This window comes from Mesotoga prima MesG1.Ag.4.2, assembly GCF_000147715.2.
Taxonomy (GTDB): domain Bacteria; phylum Thermotogota; class Thermotogae; order Petrotogales; family Kosmotogaceae; genus Mesotoga; species Mesotoga prima.
The window spans coordinates 1,369,393-1,391,844 of sequence record NC_017934.1; the positions used below are offsets into that span (position 1 = coordinate 1,369,393).

Sequence of the window (22,452 nt, forward strand, 5' to 3'; positions counted from 1 at the left end):
TATTTTCATCAACATTGATGCTCTGGCAGGAAAGATGAACATGATGAGATATGAAACGTTCGATGCTCTGAATTTCCTTCACGGGCGAGGGTCTAGTGAAGATTCGCTCTAGAATCTCCGAGTCATTACCAGCAGAATAGAGAAAGAAGCCAGTCTCCTGGCTTCCATTTGGGGATGATGAAAAGGGCATTTTTCACTTTCTCAGAAGCGGAGCCTGATTTACTATCGCTTTACCGGAGTAGCTTAATCATCCTCAGGCTCCCTCTTCGTAATTTGCTTTACCTACTCTGCGTACAGGGATGGAATCTATGTGAATCTTCTATCGCTGCATCAAATTAACTATAAGGCTCTTACATTAGAGAACAATTAAACTATCATTAGAGTTTTCTAATCTTCGAAGGTAGGCTTACTTTGAAGGTAGATCCTTTTCCTGGAGAGCTTTTTACCGAGATAACGCCACCATGCGCTTTTACAATTTCCTTAGCAATCGAGAGGCCGAGACCTGTGCCTCTCGTTTGCGATCTTGCTCTGTCCACTCTGTAGAATCTATCGAAAATCCTCTCCATATCTTCTAACTGTATGCCAATGCCGTTATCTTCAACGATTATCTCGATCCTCTCTTTAGATTCACTAAGTTTTGCCGCAATTCTTATCTTGCCGTTTTCAGGCGTGTACTTTATTGCGTTGTCCACAAGATTGAACACAGCTCTCGACAGATGTTTTCGATCACCTGCTATCTCTACGTTCTCCTGTAAGTCGGTTTCGATCTCGATATTCTTTTCCTTCGCGAGAACCATCATCGTTTCCAGAACCTCCCAGATTAGAGCGCTCACAGAAAAGACCGCAAATTCCCTTTTCGGAAGAGTATTCTCCAGCCTTGTAATAATTAGCAGATCGTCTATTACGCTGCTCAACCTCTCTATTTCGTTCTGAATCTGCAAAAGAGCACTTACATATTCCTCGGAACTGCGATCTCTATGAAGCGTAACATCCACTATGCTTCTGATTGCCGTTAGCGGTGTCCTGAGCTCGTGAGCGGCGTCAGATGTAAATTGTCTCTGTTTCTTCACAGATTCCTCGAGCCTTTCGAGCATTCCGTCGAATGTACTGGCGAGATGACCCAGTTCATCATCCGGGAGGGTGAGATTCAACCTCTTATTGAGCTTTTCAACACTGATTTCCTCTGCGAGAAGCGTGATTCTTTCAACGGGTTCCAGTGATTTCTTCGCCAAATAGAAGCCCCCAACTACTGCAAGAATGATTATTGTAGGGCCAATCAACATCATGAGCCTTGACAAACGAAACAGTGCAACCCTGACGCTTGAAAGAGATTCGCCCACTTGTATCCATCCCCATTGACCTATCTGCAGGGTGAAGATTCTCCAAACTCCAACGGAGGTCGAAACGCTTGAAAACTCTTTGTCAGTCAAATCTATCGAGGCTTTCAGTATTCCAAACGGTCCAAAACCCTCTACTATGCTTCCAGAATTGTCCATGAGTCTTACGGCAAAACCCTCTGCCAGAAGCCTGTTGGTTAGCGAATCCATTTCGACCGTCTTTTTGAATACTGGATAGTTCTGAACAATCTCTATGTTCGCCAATAGCTGTGAAGAGACAATTCTCAGCGAAGAATCTGTTTCGCTGTGCAGTTGAGCACTCAAAATCATGTAGATGAGAATGCTGAAAGCAAATAAAATCACACCAAGAAAGAGAACATACCAGAGGGTTAACTTTATCCGTATCGGAAGTAGTTTCTTCATTCTATCAACCTAGCTTGTAACCGAATCCTCTCACAGTATTGATGAGTTTCGTAGGGAACGGGTCGTCTATCTTCTTTCTCAAATACCTGATGTAGACATCTACTACATTAGAATCACTGAAGAAGTCCTGATCCCAGACGCTTTCGGCAATCTGAGTTCTGCTCAACACCTGATGTGCATTCCTCGCCAAATGCTCCAAAAGGCGATACTCTTTTGGCGAAAGTTCTATCTCCTTGTCGCCACGCTTGACGGTATGAGAAACGGTATCTATAGACAGATCGCTAACTCTCAGGACCCTGTCGAAACTTTCTCGGGGTCTCCTGAGCAACGCGTTCACTCTCGCAAGAAGCTCCTTGAAGGCAAAGGGTTTCACAAGATAGTCGTCCGCCCCAGTGTTTAGTCCCTTTACTCTTTCATCTACGGAGTCAAGAGCCGTGAGCATAAGGACCGGAGTGTGGTTGCCGCTGGCTCTAAGTTCGCTGCAAACTTCAAACCCGTTTTTAATAGGCAAGAGAACATCCAGTATAATTACGTCATACGGATTGGATGACGATAGTCGTATCGCTTCATTTCCATCCTTTGCGGAGTCAACTACGAATCCCTCTTCTCTCAAACCCTTTTGGAGAAAAGCAGATATCGTCTCTTCATCTTCGACAATCAAGATTCTCAGAACTACACCTCCAGAAATCAAAAAACCGGAGGGGAGACCCTCCGGTCAATTCTAGCATCCCAAATCAGTATCTTGGATCTATATCAGTAAATCCAGTCAGTCTCCACTCCTTCAGGGACATTTTCCTTCATGTAATCTGAAAGCTGTAATAGCCACTCCTGAAGAGCAAGGGCTTTATTAGGATCGGTCGGGCTCCAACCCTTCCAACCATGGCCCTGGTTTGGACCGAAATCGAAGGTCATGTCGGAGACTGGATTTTCCATCTTCTCCATAGCTGCCTTCAAAAGATAGACGGCCTCATTGAGATAATAGTTGTCCATATCGCCCACTGCAACGTGAACGTCTCCAGCAATTTTCGGACCAATCTCTTCCCAATTTTCCTGAAGAATATAGTTAAGATCAAAGTTCTCTTTCCAGTATTCGGCAACATCCTTGTTTATTTCGCCGGTAATTTGGTCCCAAATGGGTTGAGGGAATCCATCTACTCCCACAGGGCTATATGTTGATTCCCATACGGACCATTGCCCGCCGGATCTGTTGCTCGGTCCTGCAGCCATCTCATAGTAGTTCTCCTGCTTAACGGTGAATCTGATATTTCCGTGAGTGTCTCTTGCACTCGGTCTTTCCGTCTTTACCCAGCCGAAGTCAGAGTAATAAGCATTGTCGTCATTGTAGATATTGATTAGCTGGTAATAGTTGAAATCAACCGCATCCGGATACCAAACATATGTTCTCCCGAAGAAATCTGGATAGAAGACCTTCATTGCAAGAGCTTCCCATCCACCGGTAGAACCGCCAGCAAGAACTCTTGCCCACTTCTCGGGAATCATTCTGAACTGGCTTTCTAGGTAGGGAATGAATTCTTCTGTAATTGCCGTTCCGTATGGGCCTGAGTTTTCCGAATCAACTGAATAAGAGGTGTCGTAATAAGGTGTCGCATCTCTGAAAGAAACAGCGATGAATCTCGCATTACCGTCCTCTGTCCAGAACTTGTAGACATCGTTGTCTACTCTGAATCCTACCGGCGCGCCTCCGCCAGGGAAGTGGCCCTGATAGTAAATGACAGGGTAATATACATCTGGGTTATCGTAATAGCCTTCAGGAAGAAGAACATTGGCGCCGATATACATGTCTTTTCCCCAGAATTCCGACACCACGTCACTCTTGATCTTTACGTATTTCACCCATTCTGTGTCTGTGTAATTTCCCTGCTGAAGTACCATTCCCGGCTCCAGATCGTAATCAGGCATTATTACTTCAGTGATAGCAAGTTCTACTGACCCTGGGTTTGCAGGATCAAGATAGACTTTCTTTGTCTTGCTCGTAGCATTACCAATGGATTCCCAGAACCATTGACCGTCGCCGGTATCGTCATGCATAAGAATTGTGTGACCGTCTGCCCTGTTAAATGTCGTGTAGACATTAATCAGTGCCTGAACGAAATATTCTCCAGCAGGCAAGTCAGATAGATCGATGGGATAGCCGGCTACTGCCATATCTCCATCGGAGATCTTCACAACCGATTCAGAGGTCATTTTGAATACATCTTTCCCCCAGAAGGGAACTCCTCTAACATCTGTCTGCATACTTGGCTCACTGGATGAGTCTTTGCTGACAATAACGAAGACCCTTCCATTTATCGGTGTCTCAAGGCCTAGAGAAGCCACTGTATCAATGGCTTCCTGGCTCATTGACACTTCGAAAGTCAGTGAAAACGCCGTGAATCCAACAAAAAGAATAACAAATAGGGCAACAAAACCCTTTCTAAACATATTTCCCACCTCCATAGAATCGTGAGTATTTGTGAAATTATTGTCAAAAATCGCAGGTCAATAACGGTCGTACTCAAATGATTGCCGAGATTGGAATTGAGGGATGCTAGCTTTGAAAGACTTTCCTTAGAAGCAACGACGACGAGCGCGGAGAGAGTGAAGTGAGTCTTCACACGAATGAAGTTTCACACTTTGAGGTTGGTTAAGTTTCATAAATTCGCATTCAACAACAGAAAGAAAGATGAACTCCATTGTTTACCTCCTCTTCCAAACCCTATTAGGTTGGTCTTTGCTATTATACACTCCTGAAGGTTATGAAAGTACACTATGCGAATTTATTTACATCATCTTATGTTTTCCGTTGCTTTGCTCGTTCTTTCTTCAAACCTCGCTATCTTCTACCGTGACAGAAACTGTCGAAATCCTTGAAGTCGATATAATCTCGAACTCTTTGCAGAGAAGCCCATATAAACTCCTCAAAGAGTTTTGCATCATCTTCGCTGTTTAGTTCTTCAACAACATCCTCTTGCTCCGTTGGACGTGTAGCGATGTACCGACTCCCTACTGCCTTGTAATTTGAATAGAGGTTGAAATTGAAAATCCCATTTTCCTTTGATCTGTAATACACAGCTTACACCTCCTGCATTTCATAACAATTATATCATCCTCTGTAACAAGCGTAATTGGGGGCTGCAGGCAGGGGGTTGGAAAGAGCCAAGTGAAACCGGTTCGCCGTAGAACGGTTCTCCGTTTCCCGAAGAATAACTAGGAGCTGAATGCCGAAACGAGTTCAGATTTAGACGTTTTCGGAATTAGCAAATACTGTCGTATCATGGTCTCCTTCTCAACCGTCTTTCACTTAGTCATCCCGAATTTAGTTCGGGATCCGGGCTTAGAAATACTATGCTTATGCATTGCAGGTAGCGGGTTCGATAAAACTTTGGGAGAAAGATTCTGAATCAAGTTCAGAATGATGGAATGAAGAGCAGCGTATCGAGCGCAGGGTCTCGGGTGCCGAGAAGAAAAGCATGCCACAGTCCAGGCTATCTTCACGAAATAATGCTGAGACAGTCATCCAGGTAGCGCCTTCACGAGGTCCCTTACCTTGTCATCCCGAACTTGTTTCGGGATCTAGGTTTCGAGAAACCGCGGTTGGGCGTTGGAGGTTGGAGGTTCGTAAGAGCAGATTGAAACCGGTTCGCCGTTGAAAAGTTCTCCGTTCTCCGAAGAATAAATATGAGCTGGATGCTGAAAAAGTTCAGATGACGAATTGAGATGTTCCCGTAGTTAGCAAACGCTTTCAAACCGCCATGATTTTTCAGAAGTCACGCATGCTGTCATCCCGAACTTGTTTCGGGATCTGGTTTTGACCCTCTCAACGGAGGACGGTGTACTGTTGACTGGCTAACGTTTTTCATAAGCGTTCAGCGGGTTCTTGCTCCTAAGCGGACAGCGGCTTTTAGACAGAACTTCTGACTAGGACCATTGTCAGAATGACGGGATATGGCCTTTTCGCAATAACCATTAGTTGTCATCCCGTAGAGCTCCTGTACGGGATCTCGCGACTAAGAACAGCTATCCCCTTAAGAACGAAGATCCGCTGATCGCTGGAAAGAATCGCCCTTTCGCGCAAAAGACCGGGATTCTGACCAGGAGCATTGTCAGAATGACGGCATGTGTTGCTTTCAGAATAAGCGAAGAGCCATTTAACATAGTCATTCTTTCTCGCACTGCACACGATCGAATTCTCTGACTTTCATTTCTTTTGAGCATCCTGTCACAAAAGTGTTAGCATCGACGGGAAACGTTGTAATCAGTAGTGATCAGCGGAGACCTGTTATTTACCCGACGTAGTCCGAACTGGCCTCGCCGAAGGCGAGACTGGCCACCGAAGGTGACTGGCCTGCGAAGCAGACTGGCTACGCAGATCTTCCCCGCGAAGCGGGCATTGCGTCCGCCGATGATCTTCGGCGCCTTGCGTCTAATGTTTTATGGTAGCATCACTTCCGGCGATGTTCTTCGCCGCATCACCTAAGCTCTTACCAATCTCCTGATTTCGGATGACGGAGAACCGTTGACGGTTGACCTGATAGGCCTTTTGCAGATGTAGTTTGCATGTCAAATGAACCCAGGTTGCGATTACTAAAACACTGTATAATTCATTGTGAGGTGATTGAATGAAGATAGATCTCAGATGTATTCCTTGCAATCTAAACAGCCTTCTCAGGATTCTTGACCAGAACCATGCCGGAGAGGAAGAGAAAAAGCAAGTAGTAAGAACCTTCATGAAAGAAGTCGCGGAGATGGACTGGTCAGATACTCCAATAGACATCGGCCGAAAGGTCGGTGAAGCGCTTGAACCCCTCTTTGGTGACAGCGATGCCTTTAGAGATATAAAAAAGATGTCTAATGACAATCTTCTGGAGATCTACGATGATTTGAAAACTGAGCTCCTCAAACTTGACGATCCGTTGATCGGTGCGCTAAAGCTTTCCGTGGCAGGTAATATCATAGACGTTGCTCCCGGTCACAAGATCGATATCCACTCCACGATGAAGGATGCTCTTTCCAGACCTTTTGCGATAGACGATCTTCAGGAACTTGCCGATAGAATCCGCAAGGCGAACTCTTTGCTGATCATCGGAGATAACTGTGGCGAAGCCGTTTTAGACAAGCTTCTTCTGGATATTGCGAAAGTGCCCAATAGCTACTTTTCTGTCAGAACAAAACCTGCGCTGAACGATATTACTATGAAAGAGGCGCTTGAAATAGGAATGGATGAAGTTGCGACACTAATGGATTCCGGAGCGGACGCGCCTGGCGCTCAGGAAAAGACAATGAAGAGAGAATTTTCCGAGGTCTATTTTAGCGCCGATGTAGTAATCTCTAAAGGACAGGGCAATCTTGAGGGTTTGAGTTCCGTGAAACGTGAGATCTTCTTCTTGCTTATGGCAAAATGCGAGGTAATTGGAGGCTTCCTCGGAGTTCCAAAGGGTTCGTTCGTTGCTTACAAAAAGGCAGAATCGAGGGGATAGAATGGAGCTTTTCAAAGATTTTCCGGTCCTAGTTGTCGATGACGATCTTCGTTCAGAAAATACTGGTGGAAGAGCTACAAGAGAGATAATCAAAGAGCTTCAGAAACGAGGTTTTTCCGTAATTGAATCCTATTCAGGCTACGATTGCAGAATAGAGTTCATGTCACACTCAAATGTAAGCTGTGTCTTGCTTGATTGGGACCTAGTCATAAAACCCGATGCGGAATTTCTAGGCCCCGGAGAGATAATAGAGATAATCCGGGGTAGAAATATGCTTATTCCCATCTTTCTTATGACCGAAAAACTTCGAGTCAAGGAAATTCCGCTCGAAATTGTAAGCCAAATCGACGGCTATGTCTGGAAACTCGAAGACAGCCCCTCTTTCATTGCAGGCAGAATTGAAGAAGCAACTGAACGCTACATGGACGAGCTTCTTCCGCCATTCTTGAAGGAATTAATTAGATACGTAGATGAATTCAAGTATTCTTGGCACACTCCCGGCCACAGTGGTGGAGAGGCTTTTCTGAAGTCTTCTACCGGGAAGATCTTTCATAAGTTCTTCGGAGAAAACATATTCAGAAGTGACTTATCCGTATCAGTTCCCGAGCTTGGATCGCTCCTTGAACATACCGAGGCGATAGGGGAGTCCGAGAAATCCGCCGCAAAAATCTTTGGTTCCGACGAGACCTACTTCGTAACGAACGGCACATCGACATCAAACAAGATAGTTTTCCATTACTGCGTTACACCCGGAGATATCGTTCTCATTGACAGAAACTGTCACAAGTCGATTATGCATTCAATTATCATGACCGGTGCGATTCCCATCTATCTCACGCCGAGCAGAAACTCACTGGGAATAATCGGACCGATACATGAGGAGAATTTCGAGTGGAGCGAAATAGAAAAGGCAATCAAGGAAAGCCCCCTTGTAGAAGACAAAGAGAATTACAGAATAAAACTGGCAGTCATTACAAATTCCACGTACGATGGTCTCTGCTACAACGCAAGAACGATCCTCGACAGGCTTGAGAAAGTGGTCGATTTCGTTCTTTTTGACGAGGCCTGGTACGCCTACGCAAAATTCCACCCCATGTATCTTGGCCGATTCGGAATGTCTTCCGATATCGACAGGGAGAGATCCCCGGTAGTCTTTTCAACACACTCCACCCACAAGCTCCTGGCAGCCTTCTCTCAAGGCTCCATGATTCACGTGAAGGACGGGAGAAAGAGGGTTGATCACGGGAGATTTAACGAAGCCTATATGATGCATATGTCGACTTCCCCCCAGTACGCGATTATTGCATCGCTCGACGTCGCTGCAAAAATGATGGCCGGGAATGCTGGAAGATTCCTTATAGATGAAACGATTCAAGAGGCAATTATTTTCAGAAAGAAGATGAAGCACCTCAAGAAAGAGATAGAATCCAAAGAGACCGATCGAAAGAGACGCTGGTGGTTGGAAATATGGCAGCCGGACAAAGTCTCTATTGAAACCGAAAGCGGCGAGCGAAAGACCTTTGATCTCGAGGACATAGATGAGTCCATCTTGAAGGACAGGCCCGACTGCTGGTATCTCAAGGCTAACGAAGACTGGCACGGATTTGGAAAGCTCGACAATGACTATGCCCTTCTCGATCCCGTGAAGGTAACTGTGATGACTCCGGGTATCACGAGACAGGGTGGAATGAGAAACTGGGGAATACCTGCAACAATAGTGACTGCATTCCTTAGACACAGGGGAATCGTAGTTGAGAAATCAGGCCATTATTCCTTCCTCATTCTTTTCTCCTTGGGACTGACTAAAGGAAAATCCGGGACTCTTCTGGCAGAACTCTTCACTTTCAAAAAGCTTTTCGATGAAGACGCCCCTTTGGACGATGTATTTCCGGATATCGTTAGGGAGTTTCCAAAGAAGTACGGGAAAATGACTCTACAGGAACTGTGCAGACAAATGCACGAGTACCTAAGAAAAGTGAAAATTACGAAGGTTCTAAAAGATGTCTACTCACAAAATCCAGAGCAGGTAATGCTGCCAGCTAAGGCCTACGCGGAGTTAGTAAACGGTAATACTGAACTGGTGAGAATCCGCGAGCTGCAGAACAGGATTTCTGCCGTCATGGTCGTTCCGTACCCTCCCGGAATACCAGTGATAATGCCCGGCGAGAGATACACCGGTGAAACAAAGAGAATAATCGAGTATCTCAATCTCTCCGAGGAGTTCGACAACAAGTTCCCTGGATTTGAGAATGAGATGCACGGCCTCAAGATGAAGATAGACAGCGCCAACAAGAAGAGGTACTACACTTATTGCTTGAAGGAGATCGAACAGGAAGACAACCGATAGACGATCGCTTTCATTCATGGAATTCTCCCTTATTGCATGTAAAGGCGCGAATCTGATGCTATAATTCTTTCTGACACTGATAAATGAAGGGATAATCGTGATCCTCGCTCTTCTGCCTGCTGTTTTCTTCGGGTGGACTCTTGGAAGGAACGATGCAGCGAACATTTACGGTACAACAGTAACAAGCGGAATTCTGAGATACAGATCGGCGGCACTGATTTCTGCGCTTGCCGTACTCATTGGAGCTATAATCGGTGGTGCAGGAGGTATGCAGACCCTCTCTAAACTAAGCTCCCATACTTTGCTCTCAGCTTCAGTAAACGCTGCAGCGGCAGGAATCTCTGTTCTTTTGCTCAACAGAATAGGTCTACCCGTTTCCTCATCTCAAGCAGTTGTTGGCTCGGTGGTAGGCATTGGACTTATCAGCGGAGGTGTAGACTGGCTAGCTGTCTTGAAAATCGTAGCTTGCTGGATTACAACTCCATTGGGAGCGGCAATCGCCGGTTACATCTCATACAGGTTCTTTGGTTTCTGGTTCAGGAAGATTCCATCGATACTTGCTCAGGACATAATTCTGAAATCGTCCGCCATAATCATTGGAGGCTTAGGTTCATTTGCACTTGGCGCAAACAACGTAGCAAACGTTACTGGGAGCTTTGCAGAAATTATTGGCGTTGATAAAGCCGTGTTGATCGGAGGACTGAGCATATCAGCCGGGGCAATAATGTTCAGCAGAAGAGTTATGTACACAATAGGGACCAAGATAGTTGCTCTCGAAGCTTTTGCGTCGATCATTGCCTCACTGGCACAATCAGTTACAGTGCTAATTTATGCCTTTATTGGAGTCCCGGTTTCGGTTTCACAGGCAATAGTGGGAGCGGTTATTGGAGTCGGCCTGGCCAGAGGTACGAAAAACTTTGATTCTGGAATGACAAGGAGGATCGTATATGGGTGGGTATTCACTCCCGTTATCTCAGGGGTTATCTCGATTGTCCTCTACTTATCCCTCAGTTCCATATTAGTTACACTGCCAAAATGACCAGTGCCTTACCCTAATCTCAATTATTAGGCATAAGTGCGAGAGAAAAACAGAAGAATGCAAATGGGAAGCACAGTCATGTCCTTGAACAGCTTTCTGGTTCTGCCAATACGAGCGAACTGAACGCCCTCCGCGTTTGAAAACTCTTGGAACTCATTTGATCTCGATGCCTATGAATGAGATCTCTAGGCTCAACGCAATTAGAATGTCAGCAAATAACTCCTCTGGCTTATCGCTTCTACTCTAGCTCTGTCGCTCATAGCATTTGCCATGAGATACATGTGCGATAAAACAACACCGAGATCGATCGCTATAACCTCTTCATAGATCAGAGGAATCTTCTTCCAGCCGTGAATTGCTATCTCGTTTTCTCCCAAAACCTCAAACTTCCAGGGTTGTCTGTTGAACGATGAGGGTGCCATTCTTCCCGCATCGATAATGTCTTTCATTTTTTCGTCTATGTAATCTTCCTTGCCATATACAACTTCTTTGAGGGGCTTCCTGTTAGCCTCCCTGTAAAGAAAACGGGAAGCTCTCTCGACGATGTCTCCACTACCATCCGCAGCAAAGCCAACAACAATCATAGATAGATAATTTGGCAGTCGTGCCCAGCTAGTCGAGAATCCCTTCAAAGTAAGGTTTAGAACGATCTGCTCGCCTTCGAATCCATACTTCACAAGACTTGGTGTAGAAAAGTCACTCATTTTCGCAAGCACAATTCCCGATCCGGAAGGAAATTCTGGAGAGAAGTACCAATGCAAAACACTTTCGGAGTTAATCGGAACAATATCTCTCAGAGCGTCATTGACTTCTTTCTTCTGTTCAGGAGACAACTGCCTTTCCTGAAACTTTCTCTGTGTTACCCTCAACCCGATTGCCTTCTTGATCTCCTGTTTGCTTAACATTCAACCACCTCTTCACTCCTATTCTATATAATTTGACAATAAAACTCAAGATTAATTGGCTCAGTAGACTAAACGTCTCAAAAAGAAAACGCCGAGAGCATGCCCTCGGCGTTTCGGTAAATCAAATCTATGGTGGAAACTAGAGACTCTCCTTAACCTCTCTCACCCATTCCTTCGCAGTCTCGATATACTCCTCTAATCTTGAAGAAGGAGATTCGAAGTCACTCTCCTGAACGACTTCATTCCCCTTCAAAGCCTTTTTCAGATTCTCGAGGGCGCCACCTATCATTCCTTCATGCGTACAGAAGAGAGCGATCTTCTTTCCCTGGATTTTGTTCTCTTGAAGAAATGTATTGATCGGAGGTGCATATGTAAGAGCCCACACCGGACTCCCCAAGACTATGAAATCATACATGTTCGGATCGAAGCTATACGGCTCAAGTTCGGGACTGTTATTCATAGTCACCGACTCGCTTCCCCAGATATGCTCCTTATCTGGGTCATAGCCGGGCGTGGTCTCTATCTGTTCGGGATTCTCCACATGGTGATAATAGGTCCGAGTGAACTCCCCCGTGGGAACCAGCCTCAGAAGGTCAGCACCTATTGAAGAGGCCATTGCCTCTGCAAGTGCTTTAGTGCTTTCATCGTATGAGAAATAAACAACAATAGACTTCATACTATTACCTCCCTTCATTGCTATTATAGCTTGTCTTAGAAGCGAAATGAACGTATCTCTACAAAGGAACCGCTATTCTTTGCCAGAACAAATGAAACAAAGAAGGATTTCTGAAGAGCCTGCGCCGATTGATCATTCAGGTGTTGGTCTCCTTGAATCAGTGACTCGGGGAAGTTGGGTTTTGACGACCGTTCCGAGTACTTTTAGTAGAAGCGCTAAATCACAAGTAATCAACAGCAACTTTATGTTCTTCAGCTCTCAAAGGCACCTTTCAAAAAGTAGAGATAACTTTCCTTATGCGCTTCACTTTGATTGCATAATCGCTTGCCTTGTTAGTTCTTTCACCTGTGTCCATAAAAATAGATCGAGCTTGCGCGATACGAAGTATCCTTTAGTAATATCATTATTTAGTAGAGGCGGGTTTTCCGCTTTTGGATAATCCGCTCGCGGCTTTCCCGCTTACGGAAAATCGGTTTGCGGATTAACGCGGCTTCGACAGAGCGTCTTGTCAATTTCTTATTTGACTAGTTCCGATTTGCTTTTTTGCCGAAATTTGAGCCCTCTGAAGACATGAACAAAGTAATTCAAGTACCCACTGACTTCAGTCATAAAAACGGAGAACAACCCACTTAGGCACGAACAACCTGAATGAAAACAGCCGATGGTAGAAACCTCATTCCGTTTTTTGTTACGCTTAAAAAATCGAAGATGCGGAGAGCATATGATGCTAGAAAGCGACTCAGTACGTAGTTCCAATAAGCCTCTCAAACCATTCACGGCTTATTACTCTGTAATGTGGATGATAGCTTCTCTTATACGAAGCACTGTGATGCACCAGTTTTCCGCCTTCAACCGCTTCCTTAACAACCATTGAAGACTCAGGAGTGAAAATCTCCTCAGGAATTGAGTCTCTGAGTACGCTTTCTATCCTGTACCACGCTTCCTTCCATTCATCATGTGATAGGGTGGCCCCTAATCTACTGCTGGCAACCAGTGCCCGGAAGAGATCATCGATAAGTACCTGCCGGTTCTTAACAATAACAAGATTGATCCTGAAGAAGTTCTCCATATAGCTTACATCCTGCCATAGAACCTGATCGAACTCATCGCAGTCGATCTCTTCGGCAAGAAATCTAAGGGCGACCGCTTGATCCTCCATTATGTGACTAGGACCAAAAGTCCCCTGATAGAAGAGCTTGTACAGATCTACAAGCTGTGCCGCAGGGTGCAAATCGAGTTCATGTGAAGCGAGTTCCACTATCCTGTATTCTCTTGTGAACATACTATCCCCCTCTTTGATTAACAATTATACTGCTACAGGGGCTCGATTCAAAAGCCGATCGACTGCCTATTGTGGCAAAGGGCAGTATTCCGGGGCTTTCTTACTCACAGCATGATCATATTTACTTTATCAGAACAGTAGTTTAGCAAGAAATGACTTCCCGCAACTCAACACGCTTTTTTTGATTGGGAACTTTCCATAGTTGTCTAATAGAAAGAAAAAGCCCCCGCACGTCGCGAGGGCTCCCTGGGGGTTAACTGTGGCCTAAAGTACAGAAGCTAAGAAGAGAATCTCTTCTTCCCCAGACCGAAAACTAAAGATTGACTGTTATTTCAATATTTACCAGCTCTCCTACCAACTACGAATACCAACTACAGAAAAGCCTTTTGAGACAGACGAGCTCCCTGCACCTTCAGAACGTGAAATCGCAATGAATCTCTTCAGAAAGTCGCTTAGATCTTCACTCGAGAAGGATTCTCCGACTAGACTCCCATAAACCCAAAACTCAGAACCTTTTGAATCAATCTCGCTTTCAACTACTAAACCTATGCTACCACCAGTCAGAGGAAACAGAGGATCATCATAATCATCAAAAGGATTGTCATCATTAACATTGCCAAAGGCCTTAAAATCCCCATGCATTACACCCACGCCATGGGAAGACGTCGTCTCTTTGAAGAAGTTAATATCTCCCCCAATTGAGACCAATTCCAAAGATATCCCTTCTATTAAACTAGACTCGGCAATAAGAGTACTGTTTACTTCACTCACATTTACTTCAGTCTGACCCAAAGGCTTATTAGAGACATCAGTTTGAGCATTTATAGAATTACCGTTGTTGAAAAGACTCTTAAGCGGTTCATACACAAGGCTTTTCGTCACATCAATGTCGCCAACCACAGTGATCGAATACTCTCCGTTTATAAGATCCATTTTCTTTGCATCACCATCTCCAACCAGAATGTCTGAGTCAAAACGAACAAACAACTTATGATCTCTGCCAGTTATTCTCCTGCTTGTCTTAACTTCGATCTTTTTGTTCTTCACCTCCAACGTTGATAACACAAGGTCTCCATCTTCTTCGAACTCCACTCTAATCTTGTGAACACTTTCTATTGAGGGATCAATTCTAACAACAAGAAGGGTTTCATCATCCAAAGGCAGAGCATTCGAGTCGAGGACCAAAGGAAGAACTCTATCGTCACTTGACAAATTGATTTCCACGGTAGTGCTAGGGAGGCTATCAATATGTTCGTTCTTAAGACCTTCGAAGTAATCCGCGACCGGTGTAGAAGGCTTCGTAAAATCAAAGCCTTCGAAAGCTGGTATGACCTCCGAAGCCGAAACTGTTCCCAAAAAGATCTTCCTTGGATCGCTGAGATCTGCAATAGTAATCGTGTCAAAAATTATTACATCACCAAATACCACATCTCCCCAAAGCGTTGTATCGTCCCCCGACCTATATTGGTTTAGCACTCTTTCGAACGAGCCTAATTCAAGCGCTGGATTCTCCAGTTTGTACTGCCTGATAAATAGTCCATAAGAATAGCGCCTGGCAGTATTCTCAGTGCCGGTCCAAGAGATAAGCGAATAAGTGTCTTTGTCGTGCCTGTAAATAACAGCTCCTTTATCCTGCGTATCAAAAACACTCGGATCCGTGTTCAAATGTGAGACAAAATCCGCCTCGTTTGATAGATTCCAGTACTCGATATCGTCACTATCCAGAGTTCTGAGCACTGTAGCCCAATATGTACCTTCCATTCCGCCTCTTGTTGAAGCAAATTCGAGGAATTCATCGAAGTCCTCCCAGTCGTTACCAGAAGTGAAAGTGACAGATTCTTCCAAACTGTCCACAAGATATGCAGCGGCGATCTCAATTATGTTCCTTGTGCTTAGCTGTATCTCCGAAACTCTCTCATATGAGTTCAGTCTACTTCCCAATCTTCCAATCTGAGAGCCAAAAGCAATTAGCATAATGGACGTGAACCCAAGCATCATCAGCGTAAAAGGCAGAACAAAACCCTTACGGTTCGTATTTGCTAACATATAACTCATCACCACCCGAGGAGTTAACTATACCAAATTCAATTCGATAAACTACTAAATCGCTGAGTTCTTGTGATTCAGTTCTCGAAAACAGCTTGATTTCATACTCACTGTACTCAGCATCTTCAAGCGCTTTGTCCAAGTCATTCTGAGTAACTGGATCGTTTTTATGTTCAACAAACTCTGCTAGCAGACGCCTGATATTTTCCTTAGCTACAGCCGTTTGAGTGGCATTTGAAAGTCTATTGTATGCAACCAATAATGACATCGAGACTATCAAGAATACCGCAACCACCGCTAACGCAACAACGAGTTCCAGAAGAGAATAACCCTCTCTAATAAAACCTCACCGCCCCTTTAACATTCTTTATCACTACCGGCATATCCTCCGAGTATGTAGAAAAAGTAGCATCATATGTAAGAAAAACACTTTCATACTTGAACCTACAGTCAAGGACGCCTTTTGCAAGGACGTCTGTGGAGACTACGTTGTTCTGATCATGGAAAGAATACACAACTTCGTTCCTAACTTGATCAAACGTAACTGTTGCGGGAGTTTGTTCATAAATCTCATTCTTTCTTGCATAGGGTACACTGGTCAGCATACCAATTGTTGTATTCTCAACTTCTATGTCCCCAAGACCTGTCCAACTACGGGTCACAATTTGCTTTAGAGAAAGTTGAAATCTTGAGATCTCCTCATTAACTTCCATATTAGCGTTAATCTTCCTTATTTCTCTAGCTGCAACATTGCCAACAATGAGAACTACAGAAACAACTATGAACGATAATGCCATAACTACTAGCATCTCCGTCATCGTAAGACCTCTACTTCTTGCTTCTGAGTTCCGGATCAAATCAGTCCTCCAAATATACTTCATTAAAATCCTTTTTGGGTCGTAATTCACCAACTTACGACTTGCTTCATTGCTGCTTAACACGAGAATTAGGGCGATGGCAAGAGCCGTAATTGGTAAGTCCAAACAAGTTTCGGAATCAATTAATCAAATCCATAAAACACTATAATTCTCTCTGCCAAATCACTATTTAGCTGAAACGATTTTATCACACTACTATGAACAACAGCTCTAGAAAAGAGTACCTAGGTCAAGCCGCTCGCGTTCTCGGATCAATGCAACAAAGAGCCCTAACCTTTTCTAGCAACAATGTTCCAGTAGTGATGAAGCAACTGCATGTCACCTGTTCTCATTGCGAACACTTTGTCTTTTCTAGCTTCGCAAAACACGTGTCCGCTTTTCAATAAGCATCCCGGATTCTTTTCCTACTTCAAGCTCTTTTGAGCAAATGCAATTGATTTCACTTTCGTCTGTTTTTTGGCCATCGAGTTTTTCTTAATTGTACACTCCACAAATTCAAGATATAGTATCGATTCAGCTCGATAGGACTCAAAAATCAGACGTAGAAACATTTCATGGGCTGATGGAGAAAACCAGGGTCTTCGTGTTTTTCAAAGAACTTCACAGGATCTGATCGACCTTGCTGTAAATTGCGAACACACTTGTGTTTTGCCTCGCTGATCGCGATCATAGTTAAATACTGCAATTATCGGATATGCAAATTTTGTGTCAGTTTAGTTTCTTCATGTAAAAGGTTCGATTTTTCCTTGCATTTTCCGTTCTATCTGGGGTATCATTATTTATTCCCAATTTCATTGCGAGGGAGCTGACAATCGAATCGATTAGACGGTTTCTGAGGATAAGATATCACTGGAAAACCTCCTAGAACAGAGTTGAGAACGCCCGAAAGACCTCCTTATTTCTAATCAGTTCCCTCGTGTTTCCTTATTTGCCCATCTTCTTCTCCAATTTGCATGCACTCAGATTTTTTGTCGCCTTTTATATTCACGTCCCTGGTGGCGGGTGCGGGCTCAAAAGAGCAAGACAAACCAGTTGACCGCTGAGCGGTTCTCTGTTCGCCGTTAAAGAGAGAGAAAGATCTATTCATCGTTCAGAGCCGAGGATCAGTTCTTCGTTCTTGGTCAAGGTTAAAAACCAGAGATGCTGAAACAAGTTCAGACGAATTATTACGCATTCAGAATCAGCAAACGCTGTCATGTCCGTCTCGCCTTCTCACATGCCTCTTACTTAGTCATCCCGAACTTGTTTCGGGATCGGGTTCTAAGAACGAACAATCTGGACGCGTAGCATCGGAACGAAGAACCGTTCTTCTCGGAGGGCGGGTCCTTGCTCTTGGAAGGACCAAGGACAGCTTTTAGAACTGAAAAACGACACATCCTCTTGCGAATCTGCACCTCTCAATGTGACGCCATATCTCTCGTTTTGGCGCCTTTCGAGCTTTCTACATGTTACAATTTTAAATGTGATAAAATAGTTACGAAGTATGGAAAACACATCAAATTACGAGGAGGAATGTATATGAGCAGTTATCATGAATCGGTTGATCAGCTAAGCGAAAAGGCAAAGGACATTTCCAGAGCTCTCAACAGCCTTAAGGAAGAGATCGAGGCCGTAGACTGGTACAACCAGAGAGTGGATGTAACTGAGGATGCCGAACTGAAGGCTGTAATGGCGCATAACAGGGACGAGGAGATAGAGCATGCCTGCATGACTCTCGAATGGCTCCGTAGAAATATGGACGGTTGGGATGACGAGCTTAAAACATATCTGTTCACGAAGGCACCAATCACCGAAGTTGAGGAAGCCGGATCGGGTTCCGAAAACAGCGGTCTGAACATCGGAAAGATGTAATAGGGAGGGATTAGAATGGATCTTTTCAAAAGACAACTAGCCCCATTGACGAGCGAGGCGTGGGAAGAAATAAATGAAAGAGCTAAGCAGGTTCTTAAGAGCTATCTCTCCGCAAGAAAAGTGGTTAGTGTGGTTGGTCCAAAGGGATGGGAGTATTCTTTCGTTCCGGAAGGAAGGGTCAAAATTCTCGAAAAAGAAGGAGAGGTCGGTGTAGGTCTTAGAAAGGCGAAGCCTCTTTTAGAGGTGAGAGTTCCCTTCAAGCTGGTCCGCTGGGAGATGGACGATATAGAGAGAGGCGCAAAGGATTCCGATCTGGGACCGCTTGAAGAAGCGGCAAAACAGATAGCGCTCTTCGAGGAAAATGTAATCTACAATGGCTATGAAAAGGCGACCGTCAAAGGAATCGTAGAGTCGGTCGAAAACAAACCGATTCCTCTGGGTTCAAAGCCGAACGAAATCATCGAATCACTTTCAAAGGCTGCTCAGGTTTTGAAGGACAATTTCGTGGATGGACCGTTCGCTCTCATCGTCAATCCCGAAACAATGGCGATTCTCAATTCTCATGTTTCCGGATACCCGCTTGTGAAGCGAATCGAGTCCTTCCTCGGCACGGATATTGTTGTAAGCAGAGTTGTGAAGGACGCACTGCTTCTTCCGAAGGATCATGAAGACCTTGAACTGGTTATCGGCGGAGACTTCGAAATAGGTTATCAGAGTCACACTGACAAAGAAGTCGAACTCTTCATATCGGAATCATTCACCTTCAGGGTTCTCGATCCGGCGATCATTGTTAAGTTGACAGTCTAAATAAGTTCTGCATAAAAGGAAAACCGGGAGCAGATGCTCCCGGTTTCTCATATCGCATCAAACTCTTTGAACTCTAATCAAAGTGTCATAACCATTCAAGTTCCACTCTGTCCCAGAGTCGAGACTTTCTTCAAAGACAACGGCATTGGAGAGTGTTTCTTCTTTTATGTATTCTCTGTAAGTATCGATCGCATCGACTACTTCCCTCGGGCCAGAGAAGGAGACATTGATTCTGTCTGTTATCTCAAAATCCGCTTCCTTCCGCATTGTCTGTATCTTTGATACCATCTCTCTTGCGAGTCCTTCTTGAAGAAGCTCTGGAGTGAGCTCGGTGTCAAGTATGACAAAGTTTTCATTGCTCATTTCGAAGGTGAAACCTTCAAGTTCCTGGATTCTTATGTCGAGATCTTCTTCTGTGAGTTCGAAAGTCTTCCCCTCTGCCTCGATTGAGATCTTTCCTTCATGCTTGACCCTGGCAACTACATCGGCCGGCTTCATAGACCTTAGGGCATTTCCGATCGCTTTCAGATCTTTACCGAACTTGGGGCCCATAACCCTGAAGTTCGGCTTTACCTCGTAATTGACGTAGTCTCCGAGCTCTTCAATATACTCGATGTTCTTGACGTTGATCTCTTCTAGAATCAACTCGCGCATCGATTCAACGATCTTCTTTATCCGCCCGTCAACGAGAATCTTCGGAAGAGGCTGTCTGACCTTGATCTGCACCTTGTTTCTGCATGCCCTGCCCAGGGTTACGATATCCATGACGGCAGCCATTCTCTTCTCGAGATCCGGCTCTATCAAGCTCTCGTCGGCAACAGGATAGAACTCAAGATGGACCGATTCCTTCTCTTTATGCGTAAGGTTCCTGAAAATCTCCTCGGCCGTGAAAGGAGCGATTGGAGCCATAAGTTTGGCTACTGTAAGAAGAACTTCGTACAGGGTTAGATAAGCTGCCTTCTTACTGTTGTCCAGTTCGCTCGTCCAATATCTGTCCCGTGTTCTTCTGACATACCAGTTTGAAACCTCTTCAACCACGAAATCTTGAATAGCCCTCACAGATTTCGTCATATCATAATGGTTAAGAAGATCTGTTACCTCTCTCACGAGAGTGTTGAGTCTGGATATTATCCATCTGTCCACTTCTTCCCTTTCGGAAACGGGAAGATCGAATTCCCCCGGGTCGACGTTGTCCACATTTGCATACATTGTAAAGAATGAGAAGACGCTGTGAAGCGTTCCAAAGAACTTGCTGAACGTATCCTTTACGCCCTCTTCGTCGAACTTGGTTGGCACCCACGGTGGCGAGACGGCAAGCAGATACCATCTCAACGTATCGGCTCCATATTTTTCTATAATCTTCCAGGGATCGACCGTATTGCCTTTGGACTTTGACATCTTCTGCCCGTTCTTATCGAGAACGAGATTGTTGACCAGAACGTTCTTGTACGGTGACTGCCCAAAAAGGAAGGTCGAAATCGACATGAGAGAATAGAACCAACCTCTGGTCTGATCAATTCCTTCACAGATGAAGTCGGCCGGGAAAAGATCGCCCATAAAATTGTCTTTGTTTTCAAACGGGTAGTGATGCTGTGCGACTGGCATCGCACCTGAATCAAACCAGCAGTCTATGACTTCCGGGGTTCTCGTCATCCTGCCACCGCATTCACATCTCAGATGAACGTCATCTACGTACGGCCGATGAAGCTCTATATCTTCAGAAATGTCCTCTATTGCTCTCTCGACTAGTTCCTTTCTAGAGCCTACCGCTGTCAGTTTCCCACATTCGTCGCACTTCCATACATTTAGAGGTGTTCCCCAATATCTGTCTCTCGAGAGGGCCCAGTCGACCATGTTCTCGAGCCAGTTTCCAAAGCGCCCCTCCCCAACAAATTTTGGATACCAGTTGACGGAGTTGTTCACTTCTATCATTTTGTCTCTATATTCGGTGGTCTTTATGTACCACGATTTTCTTGCGTAATAGAGAAGCGGAGTGTCGCATCTCCAACAGAATGGATAAGAGTGAGTGAGACGCTCCTTTTTGAACAAGAGATTCCTGTCTTTCAAGTATCGGGTGATCAAAGGATCGGCATCTCTTACAAACATTCCAGCCCATGGAGTAACCTCTTCGGTAATCTTCCCCTCTTTGTCGACAAGCTGAAGTAAGGGAAGACCGAATTTCCTTCCCAGGATGTTGTCATCCTCTCCAAAAGCGGGGGCCATATGGACGATGCCGGAACCATCCTCGAGCGAAACGAAGTCGCCATATACTACGTAGAAGGCCTTCTTATCTACTTTTGCAAAGGGTATTAATTGCTCGTATTCAAGATTTACAAGGTCCATACCCTTGAGTTCTTGGACTATTCTGTAATTGCTCTCTTCGCCAAGAAGCGCGCTCAGCCTTTCCTTAACAAGGTAGTAGTATTCGACCTCGTCTCCGTCTACTTTTACTTCGACCTTGACATAGTTAAACTCAGGATTTACCGCAAGAGCGACGTTTGATGGAAGTGTCCATGGAGTCGTAGTCCAAACGATGAAGTATTCGTTGTCTTTTCCTTTAAGGCGGAATTTGACATATATTGAATCTATGGTCTCATCCTTGTAGCCCTGAGCTACCTCGTGAGAGGCGAGCGGAGTTCCACACCTCGGGCAGTAAGGCATAATTTTGTGGCCTTCGTAGATATAGCCCTTATCAAAATATTGCTTGAGAATCCACCAGACCGATTCGATGTAATCGTTCTCCATGGTGATGTATGGATGTTCCATATCGATCCAGTAAGCTATGCGTTCAGTCAATTTCTTCCACTGGCTTTCGTACTTCCATACAGATTCCTTACACTTCTGATTGAATTTCTCTATGCCAAAGTCCTCTATCTCCTGCTTAGAAGAGAAGCCCAGCTGCTTTTCAACTTCGATTTCTACGGGAAGACCATGAGTATCCCAGCCCGCCTTTCGCTTCACCTGGTACCCCTGCATAGTCTTGAAACGGCAGACCGCATCCTTCAACGTTCTTGATATAACATGATGAATTCCAGGCATACCATTGGCAGTCGGGGGACCCTCGAAGAAAACAAACTCGGGGCTTCCTTCCCTTTCCGTTACACTTCTAGTTGCAAGATCATCTTTCCGCCAATAGGAGAGTATCTCTTCTTCTCTCTCTGCTGCAGGACGTTTGAGGTCTACATCTTCAAACCTTGGCATACTTTGTTTCCTCCTGTCTTGAAGTATTCGTCAGATCATACAGTCCAATTATGAATGTTTTCGACAATATTTGCTTTAAGGAAAAAATAACATGAAGCGTACGACTGAAGAAAAAGGACAGTCTGTCTGTCCCTGAAGAGCGTTCTAATCTGTAATCCCCGGTTCCGAAGTTGTCTTCAACAT

At 44.8% G+C, this 22,452-nt stretch carries 17 protein-coding genes; 5 read left to right on the plus strand and 12 right to left on the minus strand.

Annotated features, from left to right (window positions below; genetic code table 11):
* Positions 1-377 precede the first annotated feature (377 nt).
* From THEBA_RS06575 to THEBA_RS14035, 5 genes are all read right to left on the minus strand, one after another.
* Positions 378-1,760, minus strand: coding sequence for a sensor histidine kinase (locus tag THEBA_RS06575; RefSeq protein WP_014730963.1), 1,383 nt, complete (start codon positions 1,758-1,760; stop codon positions 378-380).
* 4 nt (positions 1,761-1,764) lie between these two features.
* The gene (locus THEBA_RS06580) at positions 1,765-2,430 is read right to left on the minus strand and encodes a response regulator (RefSeq protein WP_039882337.1); all 666 of its coding nucleotides are present in this window, start codon (positions 2,428-2,430) and stop codon (positions 1,765-1,767) included.
* Positions 2,431-2,513: 83 nt separating this feature from the next.
* Positions 2,514-4,202, minus strand: coding sequence for an alpha/beta hydrolase-fold protein (locus THEBA_RS06585; protein WP_014730964.1), 1,689 nt, complete (start codon positions 4,200-4,202; stop codon positions 2,514-2,516).
* Between the two features lie 391 nt (positions 4,203-4,593).
* Entirely contained in the window at positions 4,594-4,830 is a 237-nt protein-coding gene (locus THEBA_RS06590) for a hypothetical protein (protein ID WP_006486683.1), read from the minus strand.
* A 903-nt stretch (positions 4,831-5,733) separates the two neighbouring features.
* Positions 5,734-5,940 carry a hypothetical protein gene (locus THEBA_RS14035; protein ID WP_081484617.1) on the minus strand — a complete coding sequence of 69 codons (207 nt, stop codon included), beginning with the start codon at positions 5,938-5,940 and terminating at the stop codon, positions 5,734-5,736.
* A gap of 439 nt (positions 5,941-6,379) precedes the next feature.
* On the opposite strand from THEBA_RS14035, the gene THEBA_RS06595 reads away from it, so the two are divergent.
* From THEBA_RS06595 to THEBA_RS06605, 3 genes are all read left to right on the plus strand, one after another.
* Positions 6,380-7,237, plus strand: coding sequence for a damage-control phosphatase ARMT1 family protein (locus tag THEBA_RS06595; RefSeq protein WP_014730965.1), 858 nt, complete (start codon positions 6,380-6,382; stop codon positions 7,235-7,237).
* 1 nt (position 7,238) lies between these two features.
* The gene (locus tag THEBA_RS06600; protein ID WP_014730966.1) at positions 7,239-9,584 is read left to right on the plus strand and encodes an Orn/Lys/Arg family decarboxylase; all 2,346 of its coding nucleotides are present in this window, start codon (positions 7,239-7,241) and stop codon (positions 9,582-9,584) included.
* Positions 9,585-9,681: 97 nt separating this feature from the next.
* Complete coding sequence (locus tag THEBA_RS06605; RefSeq protein ID WP_014730967.1) at positions 9,682-10,623, plus strand: inorganic phosphate transporter; 942 nt, start codon at positions 9,682-9,684, stop codon at positions 10,621-10,623.
* Between the two features lie 200 nt (positions 10,624-10,823).
* Here THEBA_RS06605 and THEBA_RS06610 read toward each other — a convergent pair whose 3' ends face one another.
* The 6 genes from THEBA_RS06610 to THEBA_RS06635 form a co-directional block, all read right to left on the minus strand.
* Positions 10,824-11,528, minus strand: a complete 705-nt coding sequence (locus tag THEBA_RS06610) for a nitroreductase family protein (protein ID WP_014730968.1) — start codon at positions 11,526-11,528, stop codon at positions 10,824-10,826.
* Between the two features lie 139 nt (positions 11,529-11,667).
* Positions 11,668-12,204 (minus strand): flavodoxin family protein, encoded by a 537-nt coding sequence (locus tag THEBA_RS06615; protein WP_014730969.1) that lies wholly within the window; start codon positions 12,202-12,204, stop codon positions 11,668-11,670.
* Between the two features lie 739 nt (positions 12,205-12,943).
* The gene (locus THEBA_RS06620; protein ID WP_014730970.1) at positions 12,944-13,486 is read right to left on the minus strand and encodes a hypothetical protein; all 543 of its coding nucleotides are present in this window, start codon (positions 13,484-13,486) and stop codon (positions 12,944-12,946) included.
* A 351-nt stretch (positions 13,487-13,837) separates the two neighbouring features.
* On the minus strand, positions 13,838-15,532 hold the full coding sequence (locus THEBA_RS06625) for a hypothetical protein (RefSeq protein WP_014730971.1): 1,695 nt from the start codon (positions 15,530-15,532) through the stop codon (positions 13,838-13,840).
* Positions 15,510-15,812, minus strand: coding sequence for a hypothetical protein (locus THEBA_RS06630; RefSeq protein ID WP_014730972.1), 303 nt, complete (start codon positions 15,810-15,812; stop codon positions 15,510-15,512). The genes THEBA_RS06625 and THEBA_RS06630 overlap by 23 nt, the downstream gene beginning before the upstream one ends.
* Before the next feature lie 55 nt (positions 15,813-15,867).
* Positions 15,868-16,350, minus strand: coding sequence for a hypothetical protein (locus tag THEBA_RS06635; protein WP_148270003.1), 483 nt, complete (start codon positions 16,348-16,350; stop codon positions 15,868-15,870).
* 1,578 nt (positions 16,351-17,928) lie between these two features.
* Between THEBA_RS06635 and THEBA_RS06640 the strand changes: the two genes are divergently transcribed.
* Positions 17,929-18,261: an encapsulin-associated ferritin-like protein gene (locus tag THEBA_RS06640; RefSeq protein WP_006486704.1), complete on the plus strand. Its 333-nt coding sequence runs from the start codon at positions 17,929-17,931 to the stop codon at positions 18,259-18,261.
* Positions 18,262-18,276: 15 nt separating this feature from the next.
* The gene (locus THEBA_RS06645) at positions 18,277-19,068 is read left to right on the plus strand and encodes a family 1 encapsulin nanocompartment shell protein (RefSeq protein WP_014730974.1); all 792 of its coding nucleotides are present in this window, start codon (positions 18,277-18,279) and stop codon (positions 19,066-19,068) included.
* Between the two features lie 57 nt (positions 19,069-19,125).
* Here the strand turns inward: THEBA_RS06645 and ileS are convergent, their stop codons facing one another.
* A complete protein-coding gene (gene ileS, locus THEBA_RS06650) occupies positions 19,126-22,269 on the minus strand; it encodes an isoleucine--tRNA ligase (RefSeq protein ID WP_014730975.1) in 3,144 nt (1,047 codons plus the stop codon).
* Between the last annotated feature and the right edge of the window lie 183 nt (positions 22,270-22,452).